Annotated in this window: 27 protein-coding genes; 18 read left to right on the plus strand and 9 right to left on the minus strand. The window is 60.1% G+C overall.

Annotated elements, in window-relative coordinates; genetic code table 11:
• Positions 1-21: 21 nt before the first annotated feature.
• From ACODSV_RS15970 to ACODSV_RS16035, 14 genes are all read left to right on the plus strand, one after another.
• A complete protein-coding gene (locus tag ACODSV_RS15970; protein ID WP_150055211.1) occupies positions 22-2,016 on the plus strand; it encodes a sensor histidine kinase in 1,995 nt (664 codons plus the stop codon).
• Positions 2,017-2,034: 18 nt separating this feature from the next.
• Complete coding sequence (locus ACODSV_RS15975) at positions 2,035-2,664, plus strand: response regulator (RefSeq protein WP_024077709.1); 630 nt, start codon at positions 2,035-2,037, stop codon at positions 2,662-2,664.
• Positions 2,665-2,890: 226 nt separating this feature from the next.
• Positions 2,891-4,003 (plus strand): ABC transporter ATP-binding protein, encoded by a 1,113-nt coding sequence (locus tag ACODSV_RS15980; protein WP_024077708.1) that lies wholly within the window; start codon positions 2,891-2,893, stop codon positions 4,001-4,003.
• A 44-nt stretch (positions 4,004-4,047) separates the two neighbouring features.
• Positions 4,048-5,088, plus strand: a complete 1,041-nt coding sequence (locus ACODSV_RS15985; protein WP_024077707.1) for an ABC transporter substrate-binding protein — start codon at positions 4,048-4,050, stop codon at positions 5,086-5,088.
• 160 nt (positions 5,089-5,248) lie between these two features.
• Positions 5,249-6,496: an ABC transporter permease gene (locus ACODSV_RS15990; RefSeq protein WP_024077706.1), complete on the plus strand. Its 1,248-nt coding sequence runs from the start codon at positions 5,249-5,251 to the stop codon at positions 6,494-6,496.
• A gap of 12 nt (positions 6,497-6,508) precedes the next feature.
• On the plus strand, positions 6,509-7,333 hold the full coding sequence (locus ACODSV_RS15995; RefSeq protein WP_024077705.1) for an ABC transporter permease: 825 nt from the start codon (positions 6,509-6,511) through the stop codon (positions 7,331-7,333).
• Positions 7,334-7,470: 137 nt separating this feature from the next.
• Complete coding sequence (locus tag ACODSV_RS16000; protein ID WP_150054930.1) at positions 7,471-8,619, plus strand: iron-containing alcohol dehydrogenase; 1,149 nt, start codon at positions 7,471-7,473, stop codon at positions 8,617-8,619.
• 84 nt (positions 8,620-8,703) lie between these two features.
• Positions 8,704-9,378, plus strand: coding sequence for a ribulose-phosphate 3-epimerase (gene rpe, locus ACODSV_RS16005; protein ID WP_024077703.1), 675 nt, complete (start codon positions 8,704-8,706; stop codon positions 9,376-9,378).
• Positions 9,375-10,193, plus strand: a complete 819-nt coding sequence (locus ACODSV_RS16010) for a phosphoglycolate phosphatase (protein WP_150054929.1) — start codon at positions 9,375-9,377, stop codon at positions 10,191-10,193. Before rpe ends, ACODSV_RS16010 begins: the two co-directional genes overlap by 4 nt.
• Positions 10,194-10,263: 70 nt before the next feature.
• The gene (gene trpE, locus ACODSV_RS16015; RefSeq protein ID WP_024077701.1) at positions 10,264-11,745 is read left to right on the plus strand and encodes an anthranilate synthase component I; all 1,482 of its coding nucleotides are present in this window, start codon (positions 10,264-10,266) and stop codon (positions 11,743-11,745) included.
• 9 nt (positions 11,746-11,754) lie between these two features.
• Positions 11,755-12,348, plus strand: a complete 594-nt coding sequence (locus ACODSV_RS16020) for an aminodeoxychorismate/anthranilate synthase component II (protein WP_150054928.1) — start codon at positions 11,755-11,757, stop codon at positions 12,346-12,348.
• A gap of 9 nt (positions 12,349-12,357) precedes the next feature.
• Positions 12,358-13,407 carry an anthranilate phosphoribosyltransferase gene (trpD, locus tag ACODSV_RS16025; RefSeq protein WP_069077175.1) on the plus strand — a complete coding sequence of 350 codons (1,050 nt, stop codon included), beginning with the start codon at positions 12,358-12,360 and terminating at the stop codon, positions 13,405-13,407.
• On the plus strand, positions 13,404-14,240 hold the full coding sequence (trpC, locus tag ACODSV_RS16030) for an indole-3-glycerol phosphate synthase TrpC (RefSeq protein ID WP_024077698.1): 837 nt from the start codon (positions 13,404-13,406) through the stop codon (positions 14,238-14,240). Before trpD ends, trpC begins: the two co-directional genes overlap by 4 nt.
• Before the next feature lie 142 nt (positions 14,241-14,382).
• Positions 14,383-15,078 (plus strand): lipoate--protein ligase family protein, encoded by a 696-nt coding sequence (locus ACODSV_RS16035; RefSeq protein WP_069077176.1) that lies wholly within the window; start codon positions 14,383-14,385, stop codon positions 15,076-15,078.
• Here ACODSV_RS16035 and crp read toward each other — a convergent pair.
• Positions 15,075-15,719 carry a cAMP-activated global transcriptional regulator CRP gene (crp, locus tag ACODSV_RS16040; protein ID WP_024077696.1) on the minus strand — a complete coding sequence of 215 codons (645 nt, stop codon included), beginning with the start codon at positions 15,717-15,719 and terminating at the stop codon, positions 15,075-15,077. The genes ACODSV_RS16035 and crp overlap by 4 nt on opposite strands.
• A gap of 248 nt (positions 15,720-15,967) precedes the next feature.
• On the opposite strand from crp, the gene ACODSV_RS16045 reads away from it, so the two are divergent.
• Positions 15,968-16,390 (plus strand): OsmC family protein, encoded by a 423-nt coding sequence (locus ACODSV_RS16045; RefSeq protein ID WP_005792019.1) that lies wholly within the window; start codon positions 15,968-15,970, stop codon positions 16,388-16,390.
• A gap of 52 nt (positions 16,391-16,442) precedes the next feature.
• Here ACODSV_RS16045 and coq7 read toward each other — a convergent pair whose 3' ends face one another.
• From coq7 to hemJ, 6 genes are all read right to left on the minus strand, one after another.
• Complete coding sequence (gene coq7, locus ACODSV_RS16050) at positions 16,443-17,090, minus strand: 2-polyprenyl-3-methyl-6-methoxy-1,4-benzoquinone monooxygenase (protein WP_024077695.1); 648 nt, start codon at positions 17,088-17,090, stop codon at positions 16,443-16,445.
• A gap of 118 nt (positions 17,091-17,208) precedes the next feature.
• Positions 17,209-17,547, minus strand: a complete 339-nt coding sequence (locus tag ACODSV_RS16055; RefSeq protein ID WP_024077694.1) for a histidine triad nucleotide-binding protein — start codon at positions 17,545-17,547, stop codon at positions 17,209-17,211.
• Between the two features lie 45 nt (positions 17,548-17,592).
• Positions 17,593-18,381 (minus strand): SDR family NAD(P)-dependent oxidoreductase, encoded by a 789-nt coding sequence (locus ACODSV_RS16060; protein WP_024077693.1) that lies wholly within the window; start codon positions 18,379-18,381, stop codon positions 17,593-17,595.
• 63 nt (positions 18,382-18,444) lie between these two features.
• Complete coding sequence (locus ACODSV_RS16065) at positions 18,445-19,407, minus strand: DUF805 domain-containing protein (protein ID WP_024077692.1); 963 nt, start codon at positions 19,405-19,407, stop codon at positions 18,445-18,447.
• A 71-nt stretch (positions 19,408-19,478) separates the two neighbouring features.
• On the minus strand, positions 19,479-20,441 hold the full coding sequence (locus ACODSV_RS16070) for an NAD(P)H-dependent flavin oxidoreductase (protein ID WP_024077691.1): 963 nt from the start codon (positions 20,439-20,441) through the stop codon (positions 19,479-19,481).
• Between the two features lie 25 nt (positions 20,442-20,466).
• Positions 20,467-20,895, minus strand: a complete 429-nt coding sequence (gene hemJ / locus ACODSV_RS16075; protein ID WP_024077690.1) for a protoporphyrinogen oxidase HemJ — start codon at positions 20,893-20,895, stop codon at positions 20,467-20,469.
• A 136-nt stretch (positions 20,896-21,031) separates the two neighbouring features.
• Between hemJ and argC the strand changes: the two genes are divergently transcribed.
• Together argC and erpA are read left to right on the plus strand one after the other, a co-directional pair.
• A complete protein-coding gene (gene argC, locus ACODSV_RS16080; protein WP_024077689.1) occupies positions 21,032-22,066 on the plus strand; it encodes an N-acetyl-gamma-glutamyl-phosphate reductase in 1,035 nt (344 codons plus the stop codon).
• 165 nt (positions 22,067-22,231) lie between these two features.
• Positions 22,232-22,582, plus strand: coding sequence for an iron-sulfur cluster insertion protein ErpA (gene erpA / locus ACODSV_RS16085; protein WP_003176443.1), 351 nt, complete (start codon positions 22,232-22,234; stop codon positions 22,580-22,582).
• Between the two features lie 78 nt (positions 22,583-22,660).
• Here the strand turns inward: erpA and ACODSV_RS16090 are convergent, their stop codons facing one another.
• Both ACODSV_RS16090 and ACODSV_RS16095 read right to left on the minus strand, forming a co-directional pair.
• Positions 22,661-23,752, minus strand: coding sequence for an anhydro-N-acetylmuramic acid kinase (locus ACODSV_RS16090; protein ID WP_150054584.1), 1,092 nt, complete (start codon positions 23,750-23,752; stop codon positions 22,661-22,663).
• A gap of 3 nt (positions 23,753-23,755) precedes the next feature.
• Positions 23,756-25,174: a peptidoglycan DD-metalloendopeptidase family protein gene (locus ACODSV_RS16095; protein ID WP_024077687.1), complete on the minus strand. Its 1,419-nt coding sequence runs from the start codon at positions 25,172-25,174 to the stop codon at positions 23,756-23,758.
• 209 nt (positions 25,175-25,383) lie between these two features.
• Between ACODSV_RS16095 and tyrS the strand changes: the two genes are divergently transcribed.
• The gene (tyrS, locus tag ACODSV_RS16100) at positions 25,384-26,583 is read left to right on the plus strand and encodes a tyrosine--tRNA ligase (protein WP_024077686.1); all 1,200 of its coding nucleotides are present in this window, start codon (positions 25,384-25,386) and stop codon (positions 26,581-26,583) included.
• Positions 26,584-26,672 lie beyond the last annotated feature (89 nt).

Here is a 26,672-nt window from a genome sequence, read left to right on the forward strand (position 1 = left end):
CAGTGATGTGAGACGTGGATCATGGGTTTTCGCTGTCTGCTGGTTATCGGCTGTTTGTGCTTTGCCTTGATGGCGGGAGCTGCACCTGCCCCTGTCGTACCGCAAGCGCAGCTCGATGCGCAGCAACGTCAATGGTTGGCCGGCCACCCGGAGTTGCGGGTGGGCCTGGTATTACAGGCACCGTATGCGCAATACGATCGGCGCCTGCAGCGTTTGTCCGGGGCCAATGTCGAGTTGATGCAATGGCTGGCCAAGGCGCTGAATATTGAACTGTTGTGGCGTAACTTCCCGACGCAGGAACAACTGGAAGACGCCGTGCGTGACGGGGAGGTCGATATCGCCCCCGGCTTGCAACAGACCCCGGCCGGTTTGCGCCTGTGGTTGTTCACTGACCCGTACATGCGCGTGCCCCAGCACATTGTCGGTATCCGAGAGGGCGGCGGCGCGGTCGACCTGGAAAAGCTCGACGACCGCTCGCGCGTTGCGGTGCGCATGCCCAGCGCGGTGGCCGATTACCTGCGCAGCACTTATCCCAGCCTCAACCTGCAAGGCGTGCCCATGGAGCGCCAGGCCTTGCAGTTGCTGGTGAGCCAGCAGGCGCGTTATGCCGTGGTGGACGAAGCCCAGTTGAGCCGATTGTCCGGTGAAGCGGAATTCGCCGGGCTGGCCGTGGTGGGGGACATCGGCCTGCCGCAGTTGCTGCGGGTGGCGACCCGCCGCGAATGGCCGGAACTGGCGGGCATCATGCAAAGCGCCCTGCGCGCCATCCCCGCCCGCGATCTCGACCAATTACACACCCGTTGGCTGCAACCCAAGTACCCACGGCTGTCAGAGTCGCCGGGCTTGTGGCAGAACCTCAGCCTGCTGCTGGGCCTGTTGCTGCTCGCCTGCCTGGCGGTGGTGTTTTGGCAGCGGCGTCATCAGCGCGTGCTCGAACACAGCCTGCTGACCGCCCGCGAGGAAAGTGCGGCGCGCGCCGCGGGTGCCGAAGCGCTGCGGCTGACGCAATTCTCCATCGATCAAAGCACCGTCGGCATCCTCTGGGTCAACTGGGACAGCCATGTGCGCTACGCCAACCGGGCAGCCGAAACCATGCTGGGCTATGGTCCCGGCGCCTTGATCGAGCGACCCTTGGTTGATTTTGACCCGAGCCTGGACATGGACCGCTGGCTGAACCTGTGGAAACGCGCACGCGCCAGCGAAGAGGGGCCGCAGAACTTCGCCACCGATTGCTTGCGTGCCGATGGCAGTGTCTTGCCCGCCGATGTGTCCTTGAGCTTCCTGCGTTTTGCCGAGGGCGAATACCTGGTGGTCTACCTCAATGACGTCACCGAACGACGCCGCTATGTGGCCGCGCTGCTGCAAAGTGAAGCGCAATTGCGTGAACTGTCGGCCCACCTGGAAACCGTGCGCGAAGAAGAAAAGGCCCGTATCGCCCGCGAAGTGCATGACGAGCTCGGACAAATGCTCACGGTGCTGAAGTTGGAAACCTCGATGTGCGAGCTGGCCTACGCGCAACTCGACCCAGGGTTGAATGAGCGGCTCAACAGCATGAAGCGCCTGATCGCCCAGTTGTTCCAACTGGTTCGCGATGTGGCCACGGCGCTGCGCCCGCCGATTCTCGATGCGGGGATTGCCTCTGCCATCGAGTGGCAGGCGCGGCGCTTCGAAGCGCGCACGCAGATCCCGTGCCTGGTGCAGGTTCCGGAAAACCTGCCGCTGCTGAGCGATGCCAAGGCTATTGGCCTGTTTCGCATTCTCCAGGAGGCGCTGACCAATGTGATGCGCCATGCCCAGGCGCATACTGTGGAGCTGACCTTGACGGTGGAAGGCAAACACCTGCGGCTGACTATCAGCGACGATGGTGTCGGCTTCGTCCAGGCCCAGGGGCGGCCGGTGTCGTTTGGCCTGGTTGGCATGCGCGAACGGGTGTTGATCATGGGCGGGCAATTGACCCTGGACAGCGAGTTGGGAGAGGGCACGACCCTGAGTGTCACGGTGCCGTTGGATGCATAACGATAAGAGGAAACCCCTGTGATCCGTGTACTGGTAGCCGAAGACCACACCATCGTGCGTGAAGGCATCAAGCAATTGATCGGCCTGGCCAAAGACCTGCTGGTGGTGGGCGAGGCAAGCAATGGCGAGCAATTGCTGGAGACCTTGCGTCATGTGCCTTGCGAAGTGGTGCTGCTGGACATCTCCATGCCCGGGGTCAATGGGCTGGAGGCCATCGCGCGCATTCGTGCACTGAACAACCCGCCGGCGATCCTGGTGCTATCGATGCACGATGAAGCGCAAATGGCCGCCCGTGCCTTGAAGGTGGGGGCGGCCGGTTATGCCACCAAGGACAGCGACCCGGCACTGCTGTTGATGGCGATTCGCAAGGTCGCGGCCGGTGGTCGCTATATTGACCCGGACCTGGCGGACCGCATGGTATTCGAGGTCGGCCTGACCGATTCGCGGCCCTTGCACTCATTGCTCTCGGAGCGCGAGTTCTCGGTATTCGAACGCCTGGCCCAGGGCGCCAACGTCAATGATATTGCCCAGCAGTTGGCGCTGAGCAGCAAGACCATCAGCACCCACAAGGCGCGCTTGATGCAAAAGCTCAATATCACCTCCCTGGCCGAACTGGTGAAGTACGCCATGGAGCACAAGCTCTTGTAGCGACATATCTATTTGCGACACCCCGCAAACCGGCACGGCCCCCATTCTCGCCGCTTGCGGCGCTCCACCTGGCGCGGCACTGTCCAGTACACGCCATGGGTGTAGGGCGTTCCCTACCCCCAACCGTCCATCCTGCTGATGTGATTCTCTCCTGGCCCCCGATTTCCGGGGCCTCGCCCCTGGACTACGCTTGTGCCACAGCAGTCCAAAATACAAAGGTGCGGGTATGAGCGAGGTGGATTCAAATGATGTGCTGGTCAGCTTTCGTGGCGTGCAGAAGAGCTACGACGGCGAGAACCTGATCGTCAAAGACCTCAACCTGGAGATTCGCAAGGGCGAGTTCCTCACCTTGCTCGGGCCATCCGGTTCAGGCAAGACCACCAGCCTGATGATGCTGGCGGGTTTCGAAACGCCGACCGCCGGTGAAATCCAGCTGGCCGGGCGCTCGATCAACAACGTGCCGCCGCACAAGCGCGATATCGGCATGGTGTTCCAGAACTACGCGTTGTTCCCGCACATGACGGTGGCCGAGAACCTGGCGTTCCCCCTGTCGGTACGTGGTTTGAGCAAGACCGATATCAGCGAGCGGGTCAAACGCGTGCTGAGCATGGTCCAGCTCGACGCCTTCGCCCAGCGCTATCCGGCGCAACTCTCCGGCGGCCAGCAACAGCGCGTGGCGTTGGCCCGGGCGCTGGTGTTCGAACCGCAACTGGTGCTGATGGACGAACCCCTCGGCGCCCTCGACAAGCAATTGCGCGAACACATGCAGATGGAGATCAAGCACCTGCACCAGCGCCTCGGCGTGACGGTGGTGTACGTGACCCACGACCAGGGCGAAGCCTTGACCATGTCGGACCGGGTGGCGGTGTTCCACCAGGGCGAGATCCAGCAGATCGCCGCGCCGCGCACCTTGTATGAAGAACCGAAGAACACCTTCGTCGCCAACTTTATCGGCGAAAACAACCGCCTCAATGGTCGCTTGCATAGCCACAGCGGCGACCGCTGCGTGGTGGAGCTGGCGCGGGGCGAGAAAGTCGAGGCGCTGGCGGTGAATGTCGGCCAGGTCGGCGGCCCGGTAACGCTGTCGGTACGACCTGAGCGCGTCAGCCTCAATGGCTCCAGTGAAAGCTGCATCAACCGTTTCTCGGGGCGAGTGGCGGAATTCATTTACCTGGGCGACCACGTGCGCGTGCGTCTGGAAGTCTGCGGCATGAGCGATTTTTTTGTGAAACAACCGATCGCCGAGCTGGATCCGGCCCTGGCGGTCGGCGACGTGGTACCGATTGGCTGGCAAGTCGAGCACGTTCGCGCGCTCGACCCACTTCTAGAGGCGAAATAATCGCCCCCATGGCTTCACCAACCCTGCACGTGGAGAGAACAACAATGTTGAGATCCCTGAAATATTCCGTCCTGGCTTTGAGCTTGATGGGCGCGACACAGGCCATGGCAGGCCCGGACCTGACGGTCGTGTCCTTCGGTGGCGCGAACAAGGCTGCACAGGTCAAGGCCTTCTATGCACCGTGGGAAAGCGCGGGCAACGGCAAGATCGTCGCCGGTGAATACAATGGTGAAATGGCCAAGGTCAAGGCCATGGTTGACACCAAGAGCGTGTCCTGGGACTTGGTGGAAGTAGAGTCGCCGGAACTGTCCCGTGGTTGCGACGAGGACATGTTCGAGCCGCTGGACCCGAAATTGTTCGGCAACACCGCGGATTACGTGAAGGGCGCGATCCAGCCTTGTGGCGTGGGCTTCTTCGTGTGGTCCACGGTGCTGGCCTACAACGCCGACAAGCTGACCAGCGCGCCGACCAGTTGGGCGGATTTCTGGGACACCAAGAAATTCCCAGGCAAGCGCGGTCTGCGTAAGGGGGCCAAGTACACCCTCGAATTCGCCTTGATGGCTGACGGCGTCGCGCCGAAGGATGTCTACAAAGTACTGGCCGGCAAAGATGGCCAGGACCGTGCGTTCAAGAAGCTCGATGAACTCAAGCCGTCGATCCAATGGTGGGAAGCCGGCGCACAACCGCCGCAGTACCTCGCCTCGGGTGACGTGGTGATGAGCTCGGCCTACAACGGCCGTATCGCGGCCGTACAGAAAGAGAGCAACCTCAAAGTGGTCTGGAACGGCGGCATCTACGACTTCGATGCCTGGGCCATTCCAAAAGGCCTGGCCAAGGATCGCGCAGACGCGGCGAAGAAATTCATCGCCTTCTCCGTGCAGCCGCAGCAGCAGAAGATCTACTCGGAAAACATCGCCTACGGCCCGGCCAACACCCAAGCCGTACCGTTGCTGGCCAAGGATGTGTTGAAAGACATGCCGACTACGCCAGAGAACATCGCCAACCAGGTGCAGATCGATGTGAGCTTCTGGGCGGATAACGGCGAGCAGCTGGAGCAGCGCTTCAACTCCTGGGCTGCCAAGTAACACCGCATAACCCTGTGGGAGGGGGGCTTGCCCCCGATGACGGCGGCCCAGTCGATACCTGTGTTGACTGAAACTCTGCCATCGGGGGCTAGCCCCCCCTCCCACAAGGGATTTCCCGCGTGTGAAAGATTGCATTCATTTTCAAGTTTCGGAGTCAGCCATGGCCATCGCCGTTCCCTCGAACGAGGTCAACAGCCCCACCCTCAAGCAGCGCCTGGCGCGTGCCGAACGGCTCAATCGCTGGAAGGCCCAGGCCTTGATTGCACCGCTGGTGCTGTTTTTGCTGCTGGTGTTCCTGGTGCCGATCGTTGCGCTGCTCTACAAAAGCGTGGGTAACCCTGAAGTGGTGGGCGGTTTGCCGCGCACCGTGGTGGCGGTGAAGACCTGGGACGGTCGTGGCCTGCCGGGCGAGCCGGTGTACCAGGCGCTGAGCGAAGACCTGGGCGAAGCCCGTAAAAACCAGACCCTGGGCGATCTGTCGAAACGTTTGAACATGGAATTGGCCGGCTACCGCAGCCTGCTGACCAAAACCGCACGGGCGCTGCCGTTTACCGAAGCCCCGGCCTCTTATAAAGAAGCGTTGGAAAGCCTCGATGAACGCTGGGGCGACCCGGCGTACTGGCAGGCGATCCGGCGTAATACCAGCAGCCTGACCCCCTACTACCTGCTGGCGGCCGTCGATCATCGCATCGATGACCTCGGCGAAGTGGCCCCGGCCACCCCCGACCAGGCGATCTACCTGGATATTTTCGCCCGTACCTTCTGGATGGGCCTGGTGATCACTTTCGTCTGCCTGCTGCTGGCCTATCCACTGGCGTACTTGCTGGCCAACCTGCCGGCGCGCAAAAGTAACCTGCTGATGATCCTGGTACTGCTACCGTTCTGGACCTCGATCCTGGTGCGGGTGGCGGCGTGGATTGTGTTGCTGCAGTCCGGCGGCTTGATCAACAGCGCACTGATGGGCATGGGGCTGATCGATAAACCCATGGAACTGGTGTTCAACCGCACCGGGGTCTACATCTCCATGGTGCATATCCTGCTGCCGTTCATGATCTTGCCGATCTACAGCGTGATGAAGGGTATTTCACCGACTTATATGCGTGCGGCCATTTCCCTGGGCTGCCACCCGTTCACCAGCTTCTGGCGCGTCTACTTCCCGCAAACCTATGCCGGTGTGGGGGCGGGTTGCCTGCTGGTGTTCATCCTGGCGATTGGTTACTACATCACCCCGGCGCTGCTGGGCAGCCCGAACGACCAGATGGTCAGCTACTTCGTGGCCTTCTATACCAACACCAGTATCAACTGGGGCATGGCGACGGCGTTGGGTGGCTTACTGCTGCTGGCGACCGTGCTGCTGTACCTGATCTACAACCGGCTGGTGGGCGCCAGTCGTCTGCGCCTGAGCTGAGGAGACCTTGCGATGCTGAGCCCTTATATGTCACCGGTGGAACGGGTGTGGTTCTACAGCTTGCGGATACTCTGCGGCCTGATCCTGCTGTTCCTGATCCTGCCCGTGCTGGTGATCATCCCGCTGTCGTTCAACAGCGGCAGTTTCCTGGTGTACCCGTTGCAAGGCTTCTCGCTGCACTGGTACCAGGACTTTTTCGCCTCGGCGGAATGGATGCGCGCGCTGAAGAACAGCATCATCGTCGCGCCGGCGGCCACCGTGCTGGCCATGGTGTTCGGCACCCTGGCGGCGATTGGCCTGACCCGCGGGCATTTTCCCGGCAAGGCGCTGGTGATGGCCCTGGTGATTTCGCCGATGGTGGTGCCGGTGGTGATCATCGGTGTAGCGAGTTACCTGTTCTTTGCGCCGCTGGGCCTGGGTAACAGCTTCTTTTCGTTGATCGTGGTGCACGCCGTGTTGGGCGTGCCCTTTGTGATCATCACCGTGTCGGCGACGCTGCAGGGGTTCAACCATAACCTGGTGCGGGCGGCTGCCAGCCTGGGGGCTTCGCCGTTGACCGCGTTTCGTCGGGTGACCTTGCCACTGATCGCGCCGGGAGTGATTTCCGGAGCGCTGTTTGCCTTCGCGACGTCGTTCGATGAAGTGGTGGTGACGCTGTTCCTGGCCGGCCCGGAGCAGGCGACCTTGCCTCGGCAGATGTTCAGCGGTATCCGTGAGAACCTCAGCCCGACGATTGCCGCCGCGGCGACCTTGCTGATTGCGTTCTCGGTGTTGCTGTTGCTGACCCTGGAATGGCTGCGCGGGCGTAGCGAGAAGTTGCGCACCGCACAGGTCTGAAGCCCACGCAGATCACAGTGTGGGAGGGGGAAAGCCCCTCCCGCATGGGACTGTGACCATTCAGCAGTTGAATGGAAGACAACCTGTTTCGATCAGTTACTCTTGTGCTAGCCCACAATCGACAAGAGGCCGCGCACATGAGTACTTCCTCATTCAAGATCGCCCACAAACTACTGACCGGTGCTGGCGCCATCGAGCAACTGGCTGCCGAGCTCACGCGGCTGGATATCGACAACCCGCTGATCGTCACCGACGCCGCGCTGGTCAAGTCGGGCACCGTGGCCCTGGCGATTGAGCATTTGGGCGATCGCACCTACGAAATCTTCGACCGCGTGCTGCCCGACCCGGAAGTCGCCATCGTCGAGGATTGCATGCGCGTATACCGCGAGGGCGGCCATGACGGCTTGATCGGCCTGGGCGGCGGCAGTGCGATCGATATCGCCAAGAGCGTGGCGGCGTACGCGGGTTACCACGGCGCCCTGGCGGACTTGTTCGGGGTCGACCAGGTGCCGCGCAAGGGGCCGCCGCTGATCGCCATTCCCACCACGGCCGGTACCGGTTCTGAAGTGACCAATGTGGCGATTCTTTCCGACAAGGTCGCGCAATTGAAAAAAGGCATCGTCAGCGACTTCCTGTTGCCGGATGTCGCGCTGATCAGCCCGCAAATGACCCTGACCTGCCCGCGCAGCGTCACCGCCGCCAGTGGCGTGGATGCGCTGGTGCATGCGGTTGAGGCCTACCTGTCGCTGAACGCCTCGCCGATCACCGATGCGCTGGCCATTGGCGCAATCAAGCTGATCGCCAAGGCGCTGCCCAAGGCCTACGCGAACCCGGCCAACCTGCAGGCCCGCGACGATATGGCCACCGCCAGCCTGATGGCCGGGATGGCATTCGGGAATGCCGGTGTGGGCGCGGTGCATGCGCTGGCGTACCCGTTGGGCGGGCGCTTCAACATCGCCCACGGCGTGAGTAATGCGCTGTTGCTGCCGTATGTGATGCATTGGAACAAGCTGGCGTGTGTCGAGCGCATGCAGGACATCGCCGTGGCCATGGGCGTGAACGTCAGCGGCCTGAGTGTCAACGATGCCGCCGACCAGGCGGTCGATGCGATGACGCGACTGTGTGCCGCAGTGGAGATCCCGTCGGGCCTGCGCAGTTTTGGGGTTCCCGAGGACGCAATCCCGGCCATGGCCTGCGAAGCGGCGGGCATTGAGCGGCTGATGCGCAATAATCCGCGCAAGCTCAGCCCGGCGGATATCGAGAAAATCTATCGAGCGGCCTATTAGCCGTTGAGTTAGGTCACGGTGCGCAGGGCAAAGCATGAGGTATACAATGCGCGCCATCGTGATTTAGCTCAAAAAAGGTGCGTCATGCAGCCCTTCGTTATCGCTCCATCGATTCTCTCTGCCGATTTCGCCCGCCTGGGTGAAGAAGTGGACAAGGTGTTGGCCGCCGGTGCCGACTTCGTGCACTTCGATGTCATGGACAACCACTACGTGCCCAACCTGACCATCGGGCCGATGGTCTGCGCCGCGTTGCGCAAGTACGGGATCACCGCGCCGATCGATGCGCACCTGATGGTCAGCCCGGTGGACCGTATCATCGGTGACTTCGTTGACGCCGGAGCAACCTACATCACCTTCCACCCGGAAGCTTCGCTGCATGTCGATCGCACCCTGCAACTGATCCGCGAGGGCGGCTGCAAGGCGGGCCTGGTGTTCAACCCGGCCACCCCGCTGGATGTGCTCAAGTACGTGATGGACAAGGTCGACATGGTCTTGCTGATGAGCGTCAACCCAGGCTTCGGCGGGCAGAAGTTCATTCCTGGCACCCTCGACAAGCTGCGCGAAGCCCGTGCGCTGATCGATGCCTCGGGCCGTGACATCCGCCTGGAAATCGACGGTGGGGTCAACGTCAACAATATTCGCGAAATCGCCGCCGCCGGTGCCGATACCTTCGTGGCCGGCTCGGCGATCTTCAATGCCCCGGATTATCAGGAAGTGATCGCCAAGATGCGTGCCGAACTGGCGCTGGCGCGTCCATGAGCGGCTTTGAGCAGTTATTCCCCGGCAAACTGCCACGGCTGGTGATGTTCGATCTGGACGGTACGTTGATCGATTCGGTGCCCGACCTGGCGGCGGCGGTGGACGAGATGCTGCTCAAGCTGGGGCGCAAGCCGGTGGGGATCGACTCGGTGCGTGAATGGGTCGGCAACGGTGCGCAGATGCTGGTGCGCCGGGCCCTGGCCAATCATATCGACGCCGAAGGTGTGGATGATGTCGAGGCCGAGCATGCACTGGAGTTGTTCAATACTGCCTATGAGGACGGTCACGAACTCACGGTGGTATACCCAGGCGTACGCGACACGCTCAAATGGCTGAGCAAGCAGGGCGTGGAAATGGCCCTGATCACCAACAAGCCGGAGCGCTTCGTCGCGCCGTTGCTGGACCAGATGAAAATCGGCCGGTATTTCCGCTGGATCATCGGTGGCGATACCTTGCCGCAGAAGAAACCCGACCCGGCGGCGCTGTTTTTCGTGATGAAAATGGCCAATATCCCGGCGTCGCAGTCGTTGTTTGTCGGCGATTCGCGCAGTGATGTGCTGGCGGCAAAAGCGGCGGGGGTGCAGTGCGTGGCCTTGAGTTACGGCTACAACCATGGTCGGCCGATCGCCGAAGAGTCGCCGTCGTTGGTGATTGATGACCTGCGACTGCTAATCCCCGGTTGCTTGGGAGCTGGCGCTGAGATAACGTTGCCCGGTACCGATCCGTCCCCTTCTGGAAATTCCATCGTGGTGGTCACTCGCAAACTCTGGATGAAAGTTATCAAGGCCCTGGCCCGCTGGCGTTGGCGCGCCTGACTGATCCTGGCCGCGCTCTGCGGCACGTTTGCATACCTGACTGTTAGACCCTCATGCCACGAGGCACACCATGATCCGCGAAGAATTCCTGCGTTTGGCCGCTGCCGGCTATAACCGTATTCCCCTGGCCTGCGAAACCCTGGCCGACTTCGACACACCGCTGTCGATCTACCTGAAGCTGGCCGACGAGCCCAACTCCTACCTGCTGGAGTCGGTACAGGGCGGTGAGAAGTGGGGCCGTTACTCGATCATCGGCCTGCCGTGCCGCACCGTACTGCGGGTGCATGACCATCATGTGAGCATTACCCATGATGGCGTCGAGATCGAAAGCCACGATGTCGAAGACCCGCTGGCCTTCGTCGAAACCTTCAAGGCGCGCTACAACGTGCCGACCATCCCTGGCCTGCCGCGTTTCAATGGCGGCCTGGTGGGGTATTTCGGCTACGACTGTGTTCGTTATGTGGAAAAACGCCTGGGCAAATGCCCGAATCCGGACCCATTGGGTGTGCCGGACATTCTGCTGATGGTCTCCGATGCGGTGGTGGTGTTCGATAACCTTGCCGGCAAGATGCATGCGATCGTGCTCGCCGACCCATCCCAGGCCAACGCTTTCGAGCAAGGCCTGGCCAGCCTCGAAGCCTTGCTGGAAAAACTGCGCCAGCCGATCACCCCGCGTCGCGGCCTGGACCTCAGCCGTCCACCGGCGGCCGACCCGGTGTTCCGCTCCAGCTTTACCCAGGATGATTACGAACGCGCCGTCGATACCATCAAGGAATATATCCTCGCCGGTGACTGCATGCAGGTGGTGCCGTCGCAACGCATGTCCATCGACTTCAAGGCCGCGCCGATCGATCTGTACCGAGCGCTGCGCTGCTTCAACCCGACGCCTTACATGTACTTCTTCAACTTCGGTGACTTCCACGTGGTGGGCAGTTCGCCAGAAGTGCTGGTGCGCGTTGAAGACAACCTGATCACCGTGCGCCCGATCGCCGGTACACGCCCGCGTGGCGCGACCGAAGAAGCGGATTTGGCGCTCGAGGAAGACCTGCTCAGCGACGATAAGGAAATCGCCGAACACCTGATGCTGATCGACCTGGGCCGCAACGACACGGGGCGTGTCTCGGAAATCGGTTCGGTGAAGCTCACCGAGAAAATGGTCATCGAGCGTTATTCCAACGTGATGCATATCGTCTCCAACGTCACCGGGGAATTGAAAGCCGGCTTGACCGCGATGGACGCGCTGCGGGCGATTTTGCCGGCCGGTACCTTGTCGGGCGCGCCGAAGATTCGTGCGATGGAAATCATCGATGAGCTGGAACCGGTCAAGCGTGGCGTCTACGGTGGCGCCGTGGGGTATTTCGCCTGGAACGGCAACATGGACACCGCCATCGCGATTCGCACGGCCGTGATCAAGGACGGGGAGCTGCATGTGCAGGCCGGTGGCGGGATTGTCGCCGACTCGGTACCGGCCCTCGAATGGGAAGAAACCCTGAACAAGCGCCGTGCGATGTTCCGCGCCGTAGCGCTGGCTGAACAGACCCCCAATTCTTGAGGTTTCCCCATGTTACTGATGATTGATAACTACGACTCCTTTACCTACAACGTTGTGCAGTACCTGGGGGAGCTGGGTGCCGAGGTCAAAGTGGTTCGCAATGACGAACTGACCGTGGCCGAAATCGCCGCCCTGAATCCGGAGCGCATTGTGGTTTCGCCGGGCCCCTGCACGCCGACCGAGGCGGGTATTTCCCTCGAAGCCATCAAGTACTTCGCCGGCAAGCTGCCAATCCTGGGCGTATGCCTGGGCCATCAGTCCATTGGCCAGGCCTTTGGTGGTGACGTGGTGCGTGCGCGGCAGGTGATGCATGGCAAGACCAGCCCGGTGTTCCATAAAGACCTGGGCGTATTCCAGGCACTCAAGAACCCGGTGACCGTGACCCGCTACCACTCGCTGGTGGTCAAGCGCGAAACCCTGCCGGAATGCCTGGAACTGACCGCCTGGACCCAACTGGAAGACGGCTCCGTCGACGAGATCATGGGCCTGCGCCACAAGACACTGAACATCGAAGGGGTGCAGTTTCACCCTGAGTCGATCCTGACCGAGCAGGGCTACGAGCTGTTCGCCAACTTTCTCAAGCAGAGCGGCGGCACGCGCTAAGGACTTTCCATGGATATCAAGACTGCCCTGAGCCGTATCGTCGGCCATCTGGACCTGAGCACCGCTGAAATGAGCGATGTGATGCGCGAAATCATGACCGGTCAATGCACCGACGCGCAGATCGGCGCCTTCATGATGGCGATGCGCATGAAGAGCGAGAGCATCGACGAAATCGTCGGCGCGGTATCGGTGATGCGCGAGCTGGCGGACAAGGTCGCGCTCAAGACCCTCGACGGTGTTGTCGATGTGGTCGGTACCGGCGGCGACGGTGCGAATATTTTCAACGTGTCGACGGCGGCTTCCTTTGTGGTCGCGGCGGCTGGCTGCACCGTGGCCAAGCACGGTAACCGTGCGGTATCGGGCAAAAGCGGCAGTGCCGACTTGCTGGAAGCGGCCGGCATCTACCTGAACCTGACGCCGGTACAAGTGGCACGCTGCATCGATAACGTCGGCATCGGCTTTATGTTTGCCCAGTCCCACCATGGGGCGATGAAACATGCGGCCGGCCCGCGCAAGGACCTTGGCCTGCGTACCCTGTTCAACATGCTCGGCCCGCTTACGAATCCGGCCGGTGTGAAGCACCAGGTGGTGGGCGTGTTCAGCCAGGCGCTGTGCCGTCCATTGGCTGAAGTATTGCAACGCCTGGGCAGCAAGCATGTGCTGGTGGTGCATTCCAAGGATGGCCTGGACGAATTCAGCCTGGCGGCTCCGACCTTTGTAGCCGAACTGAAGAACGACCAGGTCACCGAATATTGGGTCGAGCCCGAAGACCTGGGCATGAAAAGCCAGAGCCTGCATGGCTTGGCGGTGGAAAGCCCGGCAGCTTCGCTGGAACTGATTCGCGATGCCTTGGGGCGTCGCAAGACCGAGAACGGCCAAAAAGCTGCAGAAATGATTGTTTTGAATGCTGGCGCGGCACTTTACGCGGCGGACCATGCCTATAGTCTTAAGGAGGGTGTGGCCTTGGCCCACGATGCGCTGCACACCGGTCTGGCTCGTGAAAAGCTCGAAGAGCTGGGAGCATTCACCGCAGTATTCAAGATGGAGAATGAAGGATGAGTGTCCCGACCGTTCTGGAAAAAATCCTGGCCCGCAAAGCTGAAGAAGTCGCCGTGCGCCGCGCACGCGTGAGCCTGGCCGAGCTGGAAAGCCAGGCGAAGGTCGCTGACGCACCGCGTGGTTTTGCCAACGCCTTGATCGCCCAGTCCAAGCAGAAGCAACCGGCGGTTATCGCTGAAATCAAGAAAGCCTCGCCGAGCAAAGGCGTCATCCGCGAAAACTTCGTACCGGCCGACATCGCCGTCAGCTACGAGAAGGGCGGGGCGACCTGTCTGTCCGTGCTCACCGATATCGACTTTTTCCAGGGCTCCGACGAGTTCTTGAAGCAAGCCCGTGCTGCGTGCAAGTTGCCGGTGATCCGCAAGGATTTCATGATCGACCCGTACCAGATTGTCGAAGCCCGAGCCCTGGGTGCTGACTGCGTGCTGCTGATCGTCTCCGCGCTGGACGACGTGAAGATGGCCGAGTTGGCGGCCGTGGCCAAAAGCGTTGGCCTGGATGTGCTGGTGGAAGTGCACGACGGCGATGAGTTGGAACGTGCACTCAAGACCCTCGACACACCGTTGGTGGGCGTTAACAACCGTAACCTGCACACTTTTGAAGTCAGCCTTGAAAACACCCTCGACCTGCTGCCGCGTATTCCACGCGACCGCCTGGTGATCACCGAGAGTGGCATCGTTAACCGCGCCGACGTGGAGCTGATGGAAATCAGCGGTGTGTACTCGTTCCTGGTGGGTGAGACCTTTATGCGTGCCGAGAACCCGGGGGCGGAACTGCAGCGTCTGTTCTTCCCGGAGCGTGGCGTGGCGGTCAGCGGTTCCACTCTCGATTGATTTGAAATGCGATCAACGTGTGGGAGGGGGCTTGCCCCCGATGGCGACGGTTCAGTTGGAGCATCCTTGACTGACACACCGCCATCGGGGCAAGCCCCCTCCCACATTTGGGTTTGTGTTTATTCAGATAGGTAGGTGCCTGTTGATCCAGCCAGTGTCGATGCTTGTTGAAGCAGGCCTTGCCGCCGAGCAAGCCTTGTTGACCGCCGTTTGCGCGGGTGAGCAGGAGTTTGGCCTGCTGTTCTGGCAGCCCAGTGATCAAGCCTTGGTGATGCCCCGACGTTTGAGTCGGCTGCCGGCGTTCGAAGCCGCCAGCCAAGTCTCAGCCGACGCCGGTTGGCCAGTGTTGCTGCGCGAAACCGGCGGCGAGCCGGTGCCGCAGTCCAACGCTACGGTCAATATCGCGCTGGTCTACGCGCCGCCACGCAGCGAAAGCGATCAGGCACGCATCGAAACCGGTTACCTGCGTTTATGTCAGCCGATCTGCGATTTATTGATCGAGTTGGGCGGCGATGCCTCCGTCGGAGAAATCGACGGCGCGTTCTGCGACGGTCGTTACAACGTCAACCTCAATGGGCGCAAGATGGTCGGTACTGCCCAGCGCTGGCGGCAAAGTGGTGGTCGCCCGGTGGGGTTGGTGCACGGTGCCTTGTTGCTGGAGAACGACCGCGATGAACTGATTGCGGCGGTCAATCGTTTCAATGAGGCCTGCGGTCTTGAACAGCGGGTGCGTGCCGACAGCCATATCGCGCTGCACGAAGCTTTCCCCGCGCCGGATGCGATCAGCCGGTTGGACACCTTGTATCGCCAGATGCTGGCCAGCTTCCTGCCGGGTTAACGGGTGCCGAACACCACCATCGTCTTCCCTTTGACGTGCACCAGGTTGCGTTCTTCCAGGTCCTTGAGCACGCGACCGACCATTTCCCGTGAACACCCGACAATGCGCCCGATCTCCTGGCGCGTGACTTTGATTTGCATGCCATCGGGGTGGGTCATGGCGTCAGGTTGTTTGCACAGCTCCAGCAGGCAGCGGGCTACCCGACCGGTGACGTCAAAGAACGCCAGGTCGCCGACCTTGCGTGTGGTGTCGCGCAGGCGTTGGGCAATCTGGCCGCTCAAGGCGTAGAGAATATCGGGGTCCTGCTGGGCCAATTCGCGAAATTTCGCGTAACTGATTTCGGCCACTTCGCATTCGATCTTGGTCCGTACCCAGGCGCTGCGTTCCTGCTCTTTGCCCGCTTGTTCAAACAGCCCCAGTTCGCCAAAGAAATCCCCGGTATTGAGGTAGGCGATGATCATTTCGCGGCCGTCTTCATCCTCGATCAGGATGGTGACCGAGCCCTTGATGATGAAGAACAGTGTTTCGGAACGCTCGCCTGCGCAGATGATGTTGTGCTTGGCCGGGTGACGTCGGCGCTGGCAGTGCATCAACAGCTTGTCGAGATTCTTGATCTTGGGTATGGGAGTAAGAGCAACCATGGTTGTATCCCGAAAAGGCGGCGCGAGGTGATTTGGAGTTGTTGTATTCAGCGGTATCGGCATTGATACACGTTGTATGAAGGGTGGCAATACGCCATCGATTTAGCGCCAGCTTAACAGACGCTTTCTGACTCGATTAGCGAATTTACCGAGCGCGGCCGGTTGTTGATCCGCTTTCATGGGAAACGCTGTGGTTGCAAGCCCCTGTGCTAAGCTGGCGACCCTTTTTTAGCAGTGGAGTCTGGGCGATGAAGGCACGCATCCAATGGGCGGGCGAAGCCATGTTCCTCGGTGAGTCGGGCAGTGGCCATGTCGTGGTCATGGACGGCCCACCGGAAGCCGGTGGCCGTAACCTGGGCGTACGACCCATGGAAATGCTCCTGCTTGGCGTGGGCGGTTGCAGTAATTTCGACGTGGTCAGCATCCTGAAAAAGTCCCGCCAGGCCGTTGAAAGCTGTGAAGCCTTCCTGGAAGCCGAACGCGCCACTGAAGACCCGAAGGTTTTTACCAAGATCCATATGCATTTTGTGGTCAAGGGGCGGGCGTTGAAGGAGGCTCAGGTCAAGCGAGCCATTGAACTGTCGGCCGAGAAGTACTGCTCGGCATCGATCATGCTCGGTGCTGCCGGCGTGGCCATCACTCATGATTACGAAATCATCGAGTTGGGCTGATCGCCGTAACGGCAAAAAGAAGGGCGCTTTGAAAGCGCCCTTTTTTTTCGGCCTAGATTCGGTAGGTGCTTTTGGTCATGACCTTGGCCAGCAGGCTCATGCCAAACCTCACCGGCGCGGGGAAGCGGAAGCCACCGGCATCCAGGGCACTTTGCGCATGGTGTTCTTCATCGGTGCGCATTTGCTCAAGAATCGCTCGGGATTTTTCGTCTTCGGCCGGCAGTTGTTCCAGGTGCTCATCAAGGTGCTTGCAAACTTGATGTTCTGTCGCTGCGACAAAACCGAGGCTGACTTTATCGCTGATCAGGCCGGCGGCAGCGCCAATTCCGAACGACAGGCCATAAAACAGTGGGTTCAGTACGCTGGGGTGGCTACCGAGTTGGCGAATACGTTGCTCGCACCAGGCCAGGTGGTCGATTTCCTCCTCGGCCGCATGCTCCATGGCTGCGCGCACTTGCGGCAGCTTGGCGGTCAGGGCCTGGCCCTGGTACAGCGCCTGGGCACAGACTTCACCGGTATGGTTGATGCGCATCAGGCCGGCGACGTGGCGGGTGTCGGTCTCGCTCATTTGCGCGTCGGGTTGCACGATGGCCGGCGACGGGCGGTACGGTGCGCCGCTGAAGGGCAACAGTGTGCGCATGGCCGTATCGGCTTGCAGCAACAGACGGTCAATCGGCGAGTAGTGACGTTGGGTAGTCATGCTGACCTCCGGGAAGAATCTCGGCGGCCAGTTTACCGCAAGAGAGGGCGAAGCGTTTGCGTTGAGTCAAGGGCATGGGGTCGCACGCGCTGGGCTGCGACCCTTCGATCGTGGGGTATCAGCCCGGCGGCCAGTTCATCTGGCGCTGACCCAGTACGTGCATATGGATGTGGTAAACGGTCTGTCCACCTTCTTCATTGCAGTTCATCACTACCCGGAAACCTTTCTCGCAGCCCAGTTCCAAGGCCAGGCGCTGGGCGGTAAACAGAATATGGCCAGCCAGGGCTTTGTCGTCTTCGCCCAGGTCATTCAGGGTGCGGATGGGTTTCTTCGGGATTACCAGGAAATGTACCGGCGCCTGTGGGGCGATATCGTGGAAGGCGAGGACCTGGTCATCTTCGTAGATGATCTTCGCGGGTATTTCTCTGTTGATGATTTTGGTGAACAGAGTATCCACAGCTGTTTCTCCATATGAATGTGCAGGGTGAGTGTACTCAGGCGGTCAGCGTGGGCAATAGGCCTTGTTGATCGCGCCGGCAATCTTGCGGGTCAGCCAGCGTGGGCTGAAGCGCGGGCTGAAGGCCAGCCAGCGGTTGCGCCGTCCGGGAATGATGATGGCTTTGTTCTTTTCCAGTGCGCGTACGGTGTAGAGGGCCACTTCTTCCGGGCTCATCAGCTGCTGGCTGCGATCGAGCTTGGCAGTGTCCATTTGCGCGGTGCCGAAGAACGCCGTGCGTGTCGGGCCGGGGCATAACACCGAGACCTTGATGCCACAGGTCTTCAATTCTTCGCGCAAACCTTCGGAAAAATGCAGCACATACGCTTTGCTGGCGTAATAGCTGCTCATCCACGGGCCGGGCTGGAACGCCGCAACCGAGGCGACATTGAGTATCTGCCCGCCGCCTTGCAACGCCATGGCATTGCCAAGGGCGTGACACATGCGCGTCAGTGCGAGGATGTTGACTTCGATCAGGTCCTGCTCGGTCATCCAGTCCTGGGCCAGGAACGGTCCGCTGGTGCCGATGCCGGCGCAGTTAACCAGCAAGTCGATCTGCCGTTCGCCTTCTTCAAGTTCCAGCAGGAACCCGGACAAGCGCAGTGGCTCGCCCAGGTCGCAGGCACGAAACAGCACCTCGACGCCAAAGCGTTGAGTCAATTCGATTGCAATGCTTTCCAACTGATCACGCTGGCGGGCCACCAGAATCAAGCTGCGGCCGCGACGGGCCAGTGCTTCGGCCAAGGCCAGGCCGATGCCGCTGGAGGCGCCGGTGATCAGAGCGTAACGGGTCATGCCTTTCTCCATCGCAACGCCGCCGAGCCTGTGACAGAGGCATCACAGGCGGCGGGCGTTTCTTCACTGTTCTGGAGAGTCTACAGGTTCGGCCGCTTCGTCAGCACTTTGCACGTCTTCTTCATCGACGATCACGCTTTGATCGGCGTCGTCATCGGAGGTGAGGGAACTGCTTTCGTAGCTGCTGTCCACGTTGGCTTCGAGCTGGTTCAGGTAGCCATTCATCCCCAGGGTCACCACGACGATGAGCACCAATGGGATAAACGCCAGCCATAGGGAGGCCAGCACTTTCACCGCCGTGGAGTTGCGCGGAGGTGGCGCGCCGTACTGGTTGGCGCCGGCGTTACCGGGCAGTACCAACAGCAGAAGCGGGAAGACGCTGTTCACCAGCGGAACCAGGTTCAGCAGGTACAACCAGCCGGACCAGCCCAGGTCGTGCAGGCGTTGCACGCCGATTTGCACGCTCACGACGACAAGCGCAACAAACAGCGCAAACCCCAGCAGCGAGCCGAGAATAACGGCGATCGTTGGCGAAGCGGTCGCGATCGCGAAGCCCACGGTACTGAGGATGCCTGCTGCTACGAGCATCGCAACCGTCAGCACCAGCGTCCAGGCCAGATAGCGCAGGCGGCCGATGCGCCCATTGATGGTGAAGACCTTGAGGCTGGAATACTCCGGCAAGTCATCACCTACGGCAGCGCGTGGTGGAGCGTAGGGCGAAGCGGCAGGTCGGGAGAAGTCCGTAGCGCCCGAATCCGTCTCGTGAGTTTCAGCCAAGCTGAAGGCTACAGGCTGCTCGGCTTCGATGCGCGCATCGATGCCAGCGTTGTGCAGTGCAGTCAGGTAGGTTTCTGCGTCAGGCCGGGAAAGGTCGCGTTTCAACGCAACCGGGCGGCCGGTAAAAAGCTTCTCGATGGCCTCGACGTCGCTTTTGAACAGCTCGGCGAGGTTGAGTTTTGCCGTGGTGCTTTCGACACCTGGGAGCAAGGCTCCGTCAAACACGATCTTGAAACGGTTGTCGCTCATGCAGGCATCCTTGTCACTTAATCAGGGAGGGTGGGGCAAGCCTGCTTCGATTGGCAGGCCTGACAATTGGGTCAGCGTGGCCAGCGCAGTTGTGCCGCCTGCTCGCGCGCCTTGCGGTATTCGGCATCCAGGCGGGCAACGAGTTCATCGACGCTGGGTAAATCATCAATATCTCCGACGCCCTGGCCGGCGGACCACACGGTCTTCCAGGCCTTGGCCTCATCGCTCAACGGCTTGAGCTTGGAACCGAAGTTGACTTCGCCTTTGCCTTGCAGGGCAGCGAGGTCGAAACCGGCATTTTCCAGGCTCTGGCGCATAAAGCTGGCGGGGACGCCCGAGACCGCAGGAGTGTGCACGATGTCGGCGGCGCGCGCTGTGAGCAGCATCTCTTTATAAGCATCCGGGGCGTGGCTTTCGGTCGTGCCGATAAAGCGTGTGCCGAAATAGGCCAGGTCGGCCCCCAGCACCTGGGCGGCAAGAATTTCGTGCCCGTGGTTGAGGCAACCTGCCAGCAACAGGGTTTTATCGAAGAACTGGCGGATTTCGGCGATCAGGGCGAACGGGCTCCAGGTCCCGGCATGGCCCCCGGCGCCCGCAGCGACTGCGATCAAACCATCGACACCGGCCTCCGCGGCTTTCTCCGCATGGCGCCGTGTGGTGACATCGTGAAAGACCAGGCCGCCGTAGCTGTGCACGGCATCCACCAGTTCCTTCACGGCGCCCAGGCTGGTGATCACGATCGGGACCTTGTGTTCTACGCAGATCGCCAAGTCAGCCTGCAACCGTGGGTTGCTGTTGTGCACGATAAGGTTCACGGCGTAGGGCGCGGGGTTGTCCAACGGAGCCAGGCCCGCTTCGATTTCCTCCAGCCAGGCCTTGAAACCACTGCTTTCACGCTGGTTGAGCGCCGGGAAACTCCCGACCACTCCGTTGCGACAGCACGCCAGGACCAGTTGCGGGTTGGAAATCAGGAACATCGGCGCAGCCACCACGGGCAGGCGAAGACGTTGTTCAAGCAGAGCGGGCAGCGACATTGGAGGTACCCCGAGTCATTAGAAGTTAGAACGGTTTGACCACGACCAAAATTACGATAGCCAGCAATATCAGAACCGGGACTTCATTGAACCAGCGATAAAAGACATGGCTGCGGGTGTTTTCGCCACGGGCAAAGCGCTTTACCTGCGCGCCGCACATATGGTGATAGCCGATAAGGAGCACGACCAGGGTCAGCTTGGCATGGATCCAGGCACCCATCTGGAAGATGGCGGGGTTGAGCGCGATCAGCCAAATGCCGAACACAAGGGTGGCGACCATCGCGGGCCCCATGATGCCGCGATACAGCTTGCGCTCCATGACACTGAAGCGTTCCTTGCTGACCGTATCCTCGCTTTGCGCGTGGTAGACGAACAGGCGCGGCAGGTAGAACAGCCCGGCAAACCAGCACACGATGGCGACGATATGGAAGGCTTTGACCCATAGATAAAGCATTTTTAGTTATTCCCAGGTTCACGGTAGCTGAAGATAGTAGTGGCTCATGCGTCCTTACGTCACCTTGGCGGTTGTCGCAGAACGATGCGGCCCCTATTATCGACGGCTTTCCAGTGGGTTCGTTGAGGGCAGGTTTATGGTCAAGGTCGGTATCGTCGGCGGCACGGGTTACACCGGTGTCGAATTGCTGCGTCTGTTGGCTCAGCATCCGCAGGCAGAGGTGGTGGTCATCACTTCCCGATCCGAGGCCGGCCTGGCCGTGGCCGATATGTATCCCAACCTGCGAGGCCACTATGACGGCCTGGCGTTCAGCGTGCCGGACATCAAGACCCTGGGTGCCTGTGACGTAGTGTTCTTTGCTACACCTCACGGTGTCGCCCATGCCCTGGCTGGTGAATTACTGGCGGCGGGCACCAAGGTCATCGACCTGTCGGCGGATTTCCGTCTGCAGGACGCCGATGAGTGGGCCAAGTGGTACGGCCAGCCGCACGGTGCGCCAGAACTGTTGGAAGAGGCGGTGTACGGCCTGCCGGAAGTCAATCGCGAGCAGATCAAGCAGGCGCGCCTGATCGCCGTGCCGGGTTGCTATCCCACTGCGACCCAACTGGGCTTCCTGCCATTGCTGGAAGCAGGCTTGGCCGATGCTTCGCGCCTGATCGCGGACTGCAAGTCAGGTGTCAGCGGTGCAGGCCGGGGTGCGGCGGTAGGTTCGCTGTATTCCGAGACGTCGGAAAGCATGAAGGCCTATGCGGTCAAGGGGCATCGCCACTTGCCGGAGATCCGCCAGGGGTTGCGTCGTGCCGCGGGCAAGGAGGTGGGCTTGACCTTCGTTCCGCATTTGACGCCGATGATCCGTGGTATTCACTCCACGCTGTACGCGACTGTCGTCGATCGCTCGGTGGATCTGCAGGCATTGTTTGAAAAACGTTATGCCAACGAGCCGTTCGTCGATGTAATGCCGGCTGGCAGTCACCCGGAAACTCGCAGCGTGCGCGGCGCCAATGTGTGCCGTATCGCGGTGCATCGTCCGCAGGATGGCGACTTGGTGGTAGTACTGTCCGTGATCGATAATCTGGTCAAAGGTGCGTCGGGCCAGGCTGTACAGAACATGAACATCCTGTTCGGCCTGGATGAGAAGCTGGGCCTGTCCCATGCGGGCATGCTGCCGTAAGGTTTCCCCGTTATTGCGCAAAAGGCCCGATCATCGGGCCTTTTGTGTTTTTAATGGCGGCTACGCAGATTGATATACCGTAACAATAGTTGACCGCTTTTCTAGGAGAAGCGGATAATACCGGCCATTACGCATATGGCGGCGCTACGCCGGGAGATTATCAGCATGAGCGTTGAATCCTTCACCCCCACGGCTTTGCAATTCACCCACGGTGCTGCGCACAAGGTGAAGAGCCTGGTCGATGAAGAGGGTAATGATCGCTTGAAGCTGCGCGTATTCGTTACGGGCGGCGGTTGTTCAGGGTTTCAGTACGGTTTTACCTTCGATGAAGATGTGGCCGATGACGATACCATCGTCGAGCGCGAGGGCGTCAGCCTGGTCGTAGACCCTATGAGTTTCCAATACCTGGCAGGTGCCGAGGTGGATTATCAGGAAGGTCTCGAGGGGTCGCGTTTCGTGATAAAGAACCCTAACGCCACCACCACCTGTGGTTGCGGGTCTTCGTTCTCGATCTGATCGATGGCGGATACAAAAACGCCGCTTGGCTTTGATCGGCCAAGCGGCGTTTTGCTGTCTGCAGATCCTGGAGGGCTGTCAGGCGGGGTAGATCGCGCCCAGTACCCGAAGACCGCGTGCGCCGGTGACGCTGGGGCGGTTGGCAGCAATGCCTTCCAGGCAGCAATGGGCCAGCCAGGCAAAGGCCATGGCTTCTACCCAATCAGGATCTACGCCGTAGGTGGCGGTGCTGCTGACTTGGGTCGCCGGCAGTAGCGCGGCCAGGCGACTCATCAACGTAACGTTATGGGCGCCGCCGCCACAGACCAGCAGCGTTTCGGTCTGGTGTTGTGCGGTTTGCAGGGATTTGACGATGGTCAGGGCGGTCAGCTCCAGCAGCGTGGCTTGGACGTCCTGGGGAGCAAATGCTGGCAAACCCGCCAGATGTCGTTGCAGCCACTCGCGATTGAACACTTCGCGTCCGGTGCTTTTTGGGCCCTGTGTGACAAAGAAGGGGTCGCTGAGCAGGGTGTTGAGTAACTGCGATTCGACTTTACCGCCGGCCGCCCACCGGCCGTCACGATCAAAGTGCTCGCCGCGCTGCTGGTGAATCCAGGTGTCCAGCAGAACGTTGCCCGGGCCGCAGTCGAAGCCGGCTACAGGCTTGCCGGTCTCGATCAGGCTAAGGTTGCTGAAACCGCCGATATTCAGGACGGCGTGATTGCCGCTGCGTTCGCCAAACAACGCTTCATGAAAGGCGGGTACCAACGGCGCGCCCTGGCCACCGGCAGCCACGTCGCGGCTGCGGAAGTCGCTGACTACAGTGATGCCTGTCAGCTCTGTGAGCAGGGCAGGGTTACCGATCTGTACGGTAAAGCCTCGGGTGGGTTCATGGCGGATGGTTTGCCCGTGGCTACCGATCGCGCGAATGTCTTGAGGCTTGAGAGCTTGCTGCTCCAGTAAGGCATGAATGCCTTGGGCAGCCACTGTCACCCAATGCTGCTGGGCAATTGCCGAGCGAGCGATTTCATCTGGGCCGCTGGCGCACAGGCTGAGCAGCTCGGCGCGCAGGCTGCCTGGCATGGGGATGTAGTGAGTGGCGATCAGCTTGATCGCCGAGCTTTGTTCGATCAAGGCTATATCCAGGCCGTCGAGGCTGGTGCCAGACATCACCCCTATATAGAGCGCCATGTCTTAACGCTTCGCCGAAGCCAGCAGGGTGGAGCGCTCCTGATCCATGCGCGCCATCAGCGGCTGGCTCTGTTGCATGAAGCGCGCACGCTCGGCCTTGGCGATGGGGTCGGCCATGGGTAGCTTTTGGCCCAATGGATCGACGTGTACGCCATTGACTTGGAACTCATAATGCAAGTGCGGTCCGGTAGACAGGCCGGTAGTGCCGATATAACCAATCACCTGGCCTTGCTTCACGGTGCCGCCTGTCTGCACGCCCTTGGCGAACCCTTGCATGTGGCCATAAAGGGTACGGTAGGTGTTGCCGTGCTGGATGATCACGGTATTGCCGTAGCCTCCGCGACGACCGGCCAGCAGCACCTTGCCGTCACCGGCGGCCTTGATTGGCGTACCACGAGGGGCGGCATAGTCGACGCCTTTGTGGGCGCGGATTTTGTTCAGAATTGGATGCTTGCGGCCCATGGAGAATCGCGAGCTAATACGAGCGAAGTCGACAGGCGTACGGATAAACGCCTTACGCATGCTGTTGCCATCGGCGGTGTAGTAGCTGCTGTTGCCTTGCTTGTTGGTGTAGCGAACTGCGGTATAGGTCTTGCCGCGGTTGGTGAAGCGTGCGGAGAGAATATTGCCGGTGCCGACCACTTTACCGTTGGCGACCTTCTGCTCGTAGATCACGTCGAATTCATCGCCTTGGCGGATGTCCTGGGCGAAGTCGATGTCGTATCCAAATACGCTGGCCATGTCCATGGTCATGCTATGGGACAGGCCGGCGCGTGCAGCGGACTGCGACAAGGAGCTGTTGATCACGCCGTGTACATAAGCAGAGCGCATCACCGGCTTGGTGGTGACACGATTGAAGGCAAAGCCCTTGGCACCCTTGGTCAGGGTGATGCTTTCGAGGTCGCTGATGTTGCTGTGCAGGTTATTCAACTGGCCATCTGGGGTCAGTTCGAACTCAAGCTTCTGCCCGTGCTTGAGTTGGGTGAATTGCTTGGCCTGTTTGTCACTGGCCAGTACTTCATTAACCGTGGCGGCGGGCAGGCCGACCTTTTCGAACAGGGTCGACAACGTATCGCCTTTTGCGACGATGACTTCGCGGTGTTGCGGATTCTTGGCGACATCTGCTGCCGGGGCAGGTGCTGGTTTAGCTGCTTGCTGGGTGTCTTCGGGGCTGCTTTCTATCTGGGCGAACGGTGATTCAGTAGCGGTAGTTGTGGCTTGCTGTGCGTCGGAAGCGTCTTGATCTTGTGTCAGTTGCTCAACCGGGCTTTCCAGGTCAAGGCTCAGGGATGTTCGTTTGGCCTCTACATCACTGGAAGGGAATACCAGGAGCGCCAGGCTGAGAAGGGCGGCGATACCACTTGCTGCGAGCAGGTGGGTCTTCGGGTAAAGCGGCGGCGCTTTAGACGGTTCAGTGGTCATAGGTAATTTTGACTTTGAAGATGAAATGGAAAAGATGAATGACATGATGAAGATGAAATAACTGTATAAAATATAACCAAATCATCTGTGGTGCAAGCTCGCGAACGCTGTGCTTGCTGAACGGTGTCCGTGCGCAGGGCAAAACTTGTAATTAGTCCCTGATCTTGTATGGTTGGTTCCCTTTTGAATCTGAGCCTTGCGGGTCTGTTATGAAGTCGGTTGAAGAGCAGCTAGCGCTGATAAAACGTGGTGCGGAAGAACTGTTGGTCGAGTCTGAGCTGATCGAAAAGCTCAAGCGCGGCCAGCCCCTGCGTATCAAGGCCGGCTTTGATCCGACGGCGCCGGATCTGCACCTTGGGCATACCGTGCTTATAAACAAGCTGCGTCAGTTCCAGGAACTGGGGCATCAGGTCATCTTCCTTATAGGTGACTTCACCGGGATGATCGGCGATCCGAGTGGCAAGAGCGCAACGCGTCCGCCACTGACTCGTGAGCAGGTTCTCGATAATGCCGAGACCTACAAGACCCAGGTGTTCAAGATTCTCGATCCTGCCAAGACCGAGGTGGCCTTTAACTCCACCTGGATGGATCAGATGGGGCCGGCCGACTTTATTCGTCTTACGTCCCAATACACCGTGGCGCGCATGCTTGAGCGAGATGACTTCGACAAGCGCTACTCCACCAACCAGCCTATCGCGATTCATGAGTTCCTCTACCCGTTGGTGCAAGGGTATGACTCGGTGGCTCTGCGTGCCGACGTTGAGTTGGGTGGTACCGATCAGAAGTTCAATCTGTTGATGGGGCGCGAGTTGCAGCGTGCATATGGGCAGGAAGCCCAATGCATTCTGACTATGCCGTTGCTGGAAGGCTTGGATGGCGTCAAGAAGATGTCCAAGTCGCTGGGTAACTATGTGGGTATCCAGGAGGCGCCAGGCGTGATGTATGGCAAGCTGGTTTCTATCCCGGATGCGCTGATGTGGCGTTACTTCGAGTTGTTGAGCTTTCGTTCTATGGATGAAATCAACGCGCTGCGTGCTGAGGTCGAGGCGGGGGCTAATCCGCGCGACGTGAAGATCAAGCTGGCCGAAGAGATCGTTGCGCGTTTCCATGGTGAGGAGGCAGCCGCCAGTGCTCACCGTGCGGCAGGCAATCGCATGAGAGATGGCGAGCTGCCGGATGATTTGCCGGAGATCGAGTTGGTAGCTGCAGAGGCGATGCCGATCGCGGCTGTCCTTAATAAGGCGGGGCTGGTGAAGAACTCGGCGGTTGCGCGTGACCTTCTGGGTTCGGGTGGTGTGCGTATAGATGGTGAGGTGGTTGATCGCACCTTTATATATGAGCTGGGTGCTACCCATGTTTGCCAGGCTGGGAAGAAGGCATTTGCGCGTATTACGCTTAAATCCGAATAAGTCTGAAATTAAGTGTTGACGGCGTTTTATATCTGTCTATAATTCGCCCCACTTCCGGCGCAGTCGAAACGGAAAACTCCTTGGTAAAC

Source organism: Pseudomonas sp. FG86 (assembly GCF_057808775.1).

What these genes read in the sequence shown, in the direction of transcription:
- hemJ (WP_024077690.1), bottom strand. Translation starts at nt 20,895, where the DNA reads ATGCTTTATCTATGGGTCAAAGCCTTCCATATCGTCGCCATCGTGTGC.
- ACODSV_RS16060 (WP_024077693.1), bottom strand. Translation starts at nt 18,381, where the DNA reads ATGACCCGTTACGCTCTGATCACCGGCGCCTCCAGCGGCATCGGCCTG.
- ACODSV_RS16045 (WP_005792019.1), top strand. Translation starts at nt 15,968, where the DNA reads ATGAAGGCACGCATCCAATGGGCGGGCGAAGCCATGTTCCTCGGTGAG.
- ACODSV_RS16095 (WP_024077687.1), bottom strand. Translation starts at nt 25,174, where the DNA reads ATGACCACTGAACCGTCTAAAGCGCCGCCGCTTTACCCGAAGACCCAC.
- erpA (WP_003176443.1), top strand. Translation starts at nt 22,232, where the DNA reads ATGAGCGTTGAATCCTTCACCCCCACGGCTTTGCAATTCACCCACGGT.
- ACODSV_RS16065 (WP_024077692.1), bottom strand. Translation starts at nt 19,407, where the DNA reads ATGAGCGACAACCGTTTCAAGATCGTGTTTGACGGAGCCTTGCTCCCA.
- trpD (WP_069077175.1), top strand. Translation starts at nt 12,358, where the DNA reads ATGGATATCAAGACTGCCCTGAGCCGTATCGTCGGCCATCTGGACCTG.
- tyrS (WP_024077686.1), top strand. Translation starts at nt 25,384, where the DNA reads ATGAAGTCGGTTGAAGAGCAGCTAGCGCTGATAAAACGTGGTGCGGAA.
- ACODSV_RS15985 (WP_024077707.1), top strand. Translation starts at nt 4,048, where the DNA reads ATGTTGAGATCCCTGAAATATTCCGTCCTGGCTTTGAGCTTGATGGGC.
- trpC (WP_024077698.1), top strand. Translation starts at nt 13,404, where the DNA reads ATGAGTGTCCCGACCGTTCTGGAAAAAATCCTGGCCCGCAAAGCTGAA.
- ACODSV_RS16000 (WP_150054930.1), top strand. Translation starts at nt 7,471, where the DNA reads ATGAGTACTTCCTCATTCAAGATCGCCCACAAACTACTGACCGGTGCT.
- ACODSV_RS16090 (WP_150054584.1), bottom strand. Translation starts at nt 23,752, where the DNA reads ATGGCGCTCTATATAGGGGTGATGTCTGGCACCAGCCTCGACGGCCTG.
- ACODSV_RS15995 (WP_024077705.1), top strand. Translation starts at nt 6,509, where the DNA reads ATGCTGAGCCCTTATATGTCACCGGTGGAACGGGTGTGGTTCTACAGC.
- coq7 (WP_024077695.1), bottom strand. Translation starts at nt 17,090, where the DNA reads ATGACTACCCAACGTCACTACTCGCCGATTGACCGTCTGTTGCTGCAA.
- ACODSV_RS16020 (WP_150054928.1), top strand. Translation starts at nt 11,755, where the DNA reads ATGTTACTGATGATTGATAACTACGACTCCTTTACCTACAACGTTGTG.
- ACODSV_RS16010 (WP_150054929.1), top strand. Translation starts at nt 9,375, where the DNA reads ATGAGCGGCTTTGAGCAGTTATTCCCCGGCAAACTGCCACGGCTGGTG.
- ACODSV_RS15990 (WP_024077706.1), top strand. Translation starts at nt 5,249, where the DNA reads ATGGCCATCGCCGTTCCCTCGAACGAGGTCAACAGCCCCACCCTCAAG.
- crp (WP_024077696.1), bottom strand. Translation starts at nt 15,719, where the DNA reads ATGGTTGCTCTTACTCCCATACCCAAGATCAAGAATCTCGACAAGCTG.
- argC (WP_024077689.1), top strand. Translation starts at nt 21,032, where the DNA reads ATGGTCAAGGTCGGTATCGTCGGCGGCACGGGTTACACCGGTGTCGAA.
- ACODSV_RS15970 (WP_150055211.1), top strand. Translation starts at nt 22, where the DNA reads ATGGGTTTTCGCTGTCTGCTGGTTATCGGCTGTTTGTGCTTTGCCTTG.
- ACODSV_RS15980 (WP_024077708.1), top strand. Translation starts at nt 2,891, where the DNA reads ATGAGCGAGGTGGATTCAAATGATGTGCTGGTCAGCTTTCGTGGCGTG.
- trpE (WP_024077701.1), top strand. Translation starts at nt 10,264, where the DNA reads ATGATCCGCGAAGAATTCCTGCGTTTGGCCGCTGCCGGCTATAACCGT.
- rpe (WP_024077703.1), top strand. Translation starts at nt 8,704, where the DNA reads ATGCAGCCCTTCGTTATCGCTCCATCGATTCTCTCTGCCGATTTCGCC.
- ACODSV_RS16070 (WP_024077691.1), bottom strand. Translation starts at nt 20,441, where the DNA reads ATGTCGCTGCCCGCTCTGCTTGAACAACGTCTTCGCCTGCCCGTGGTG.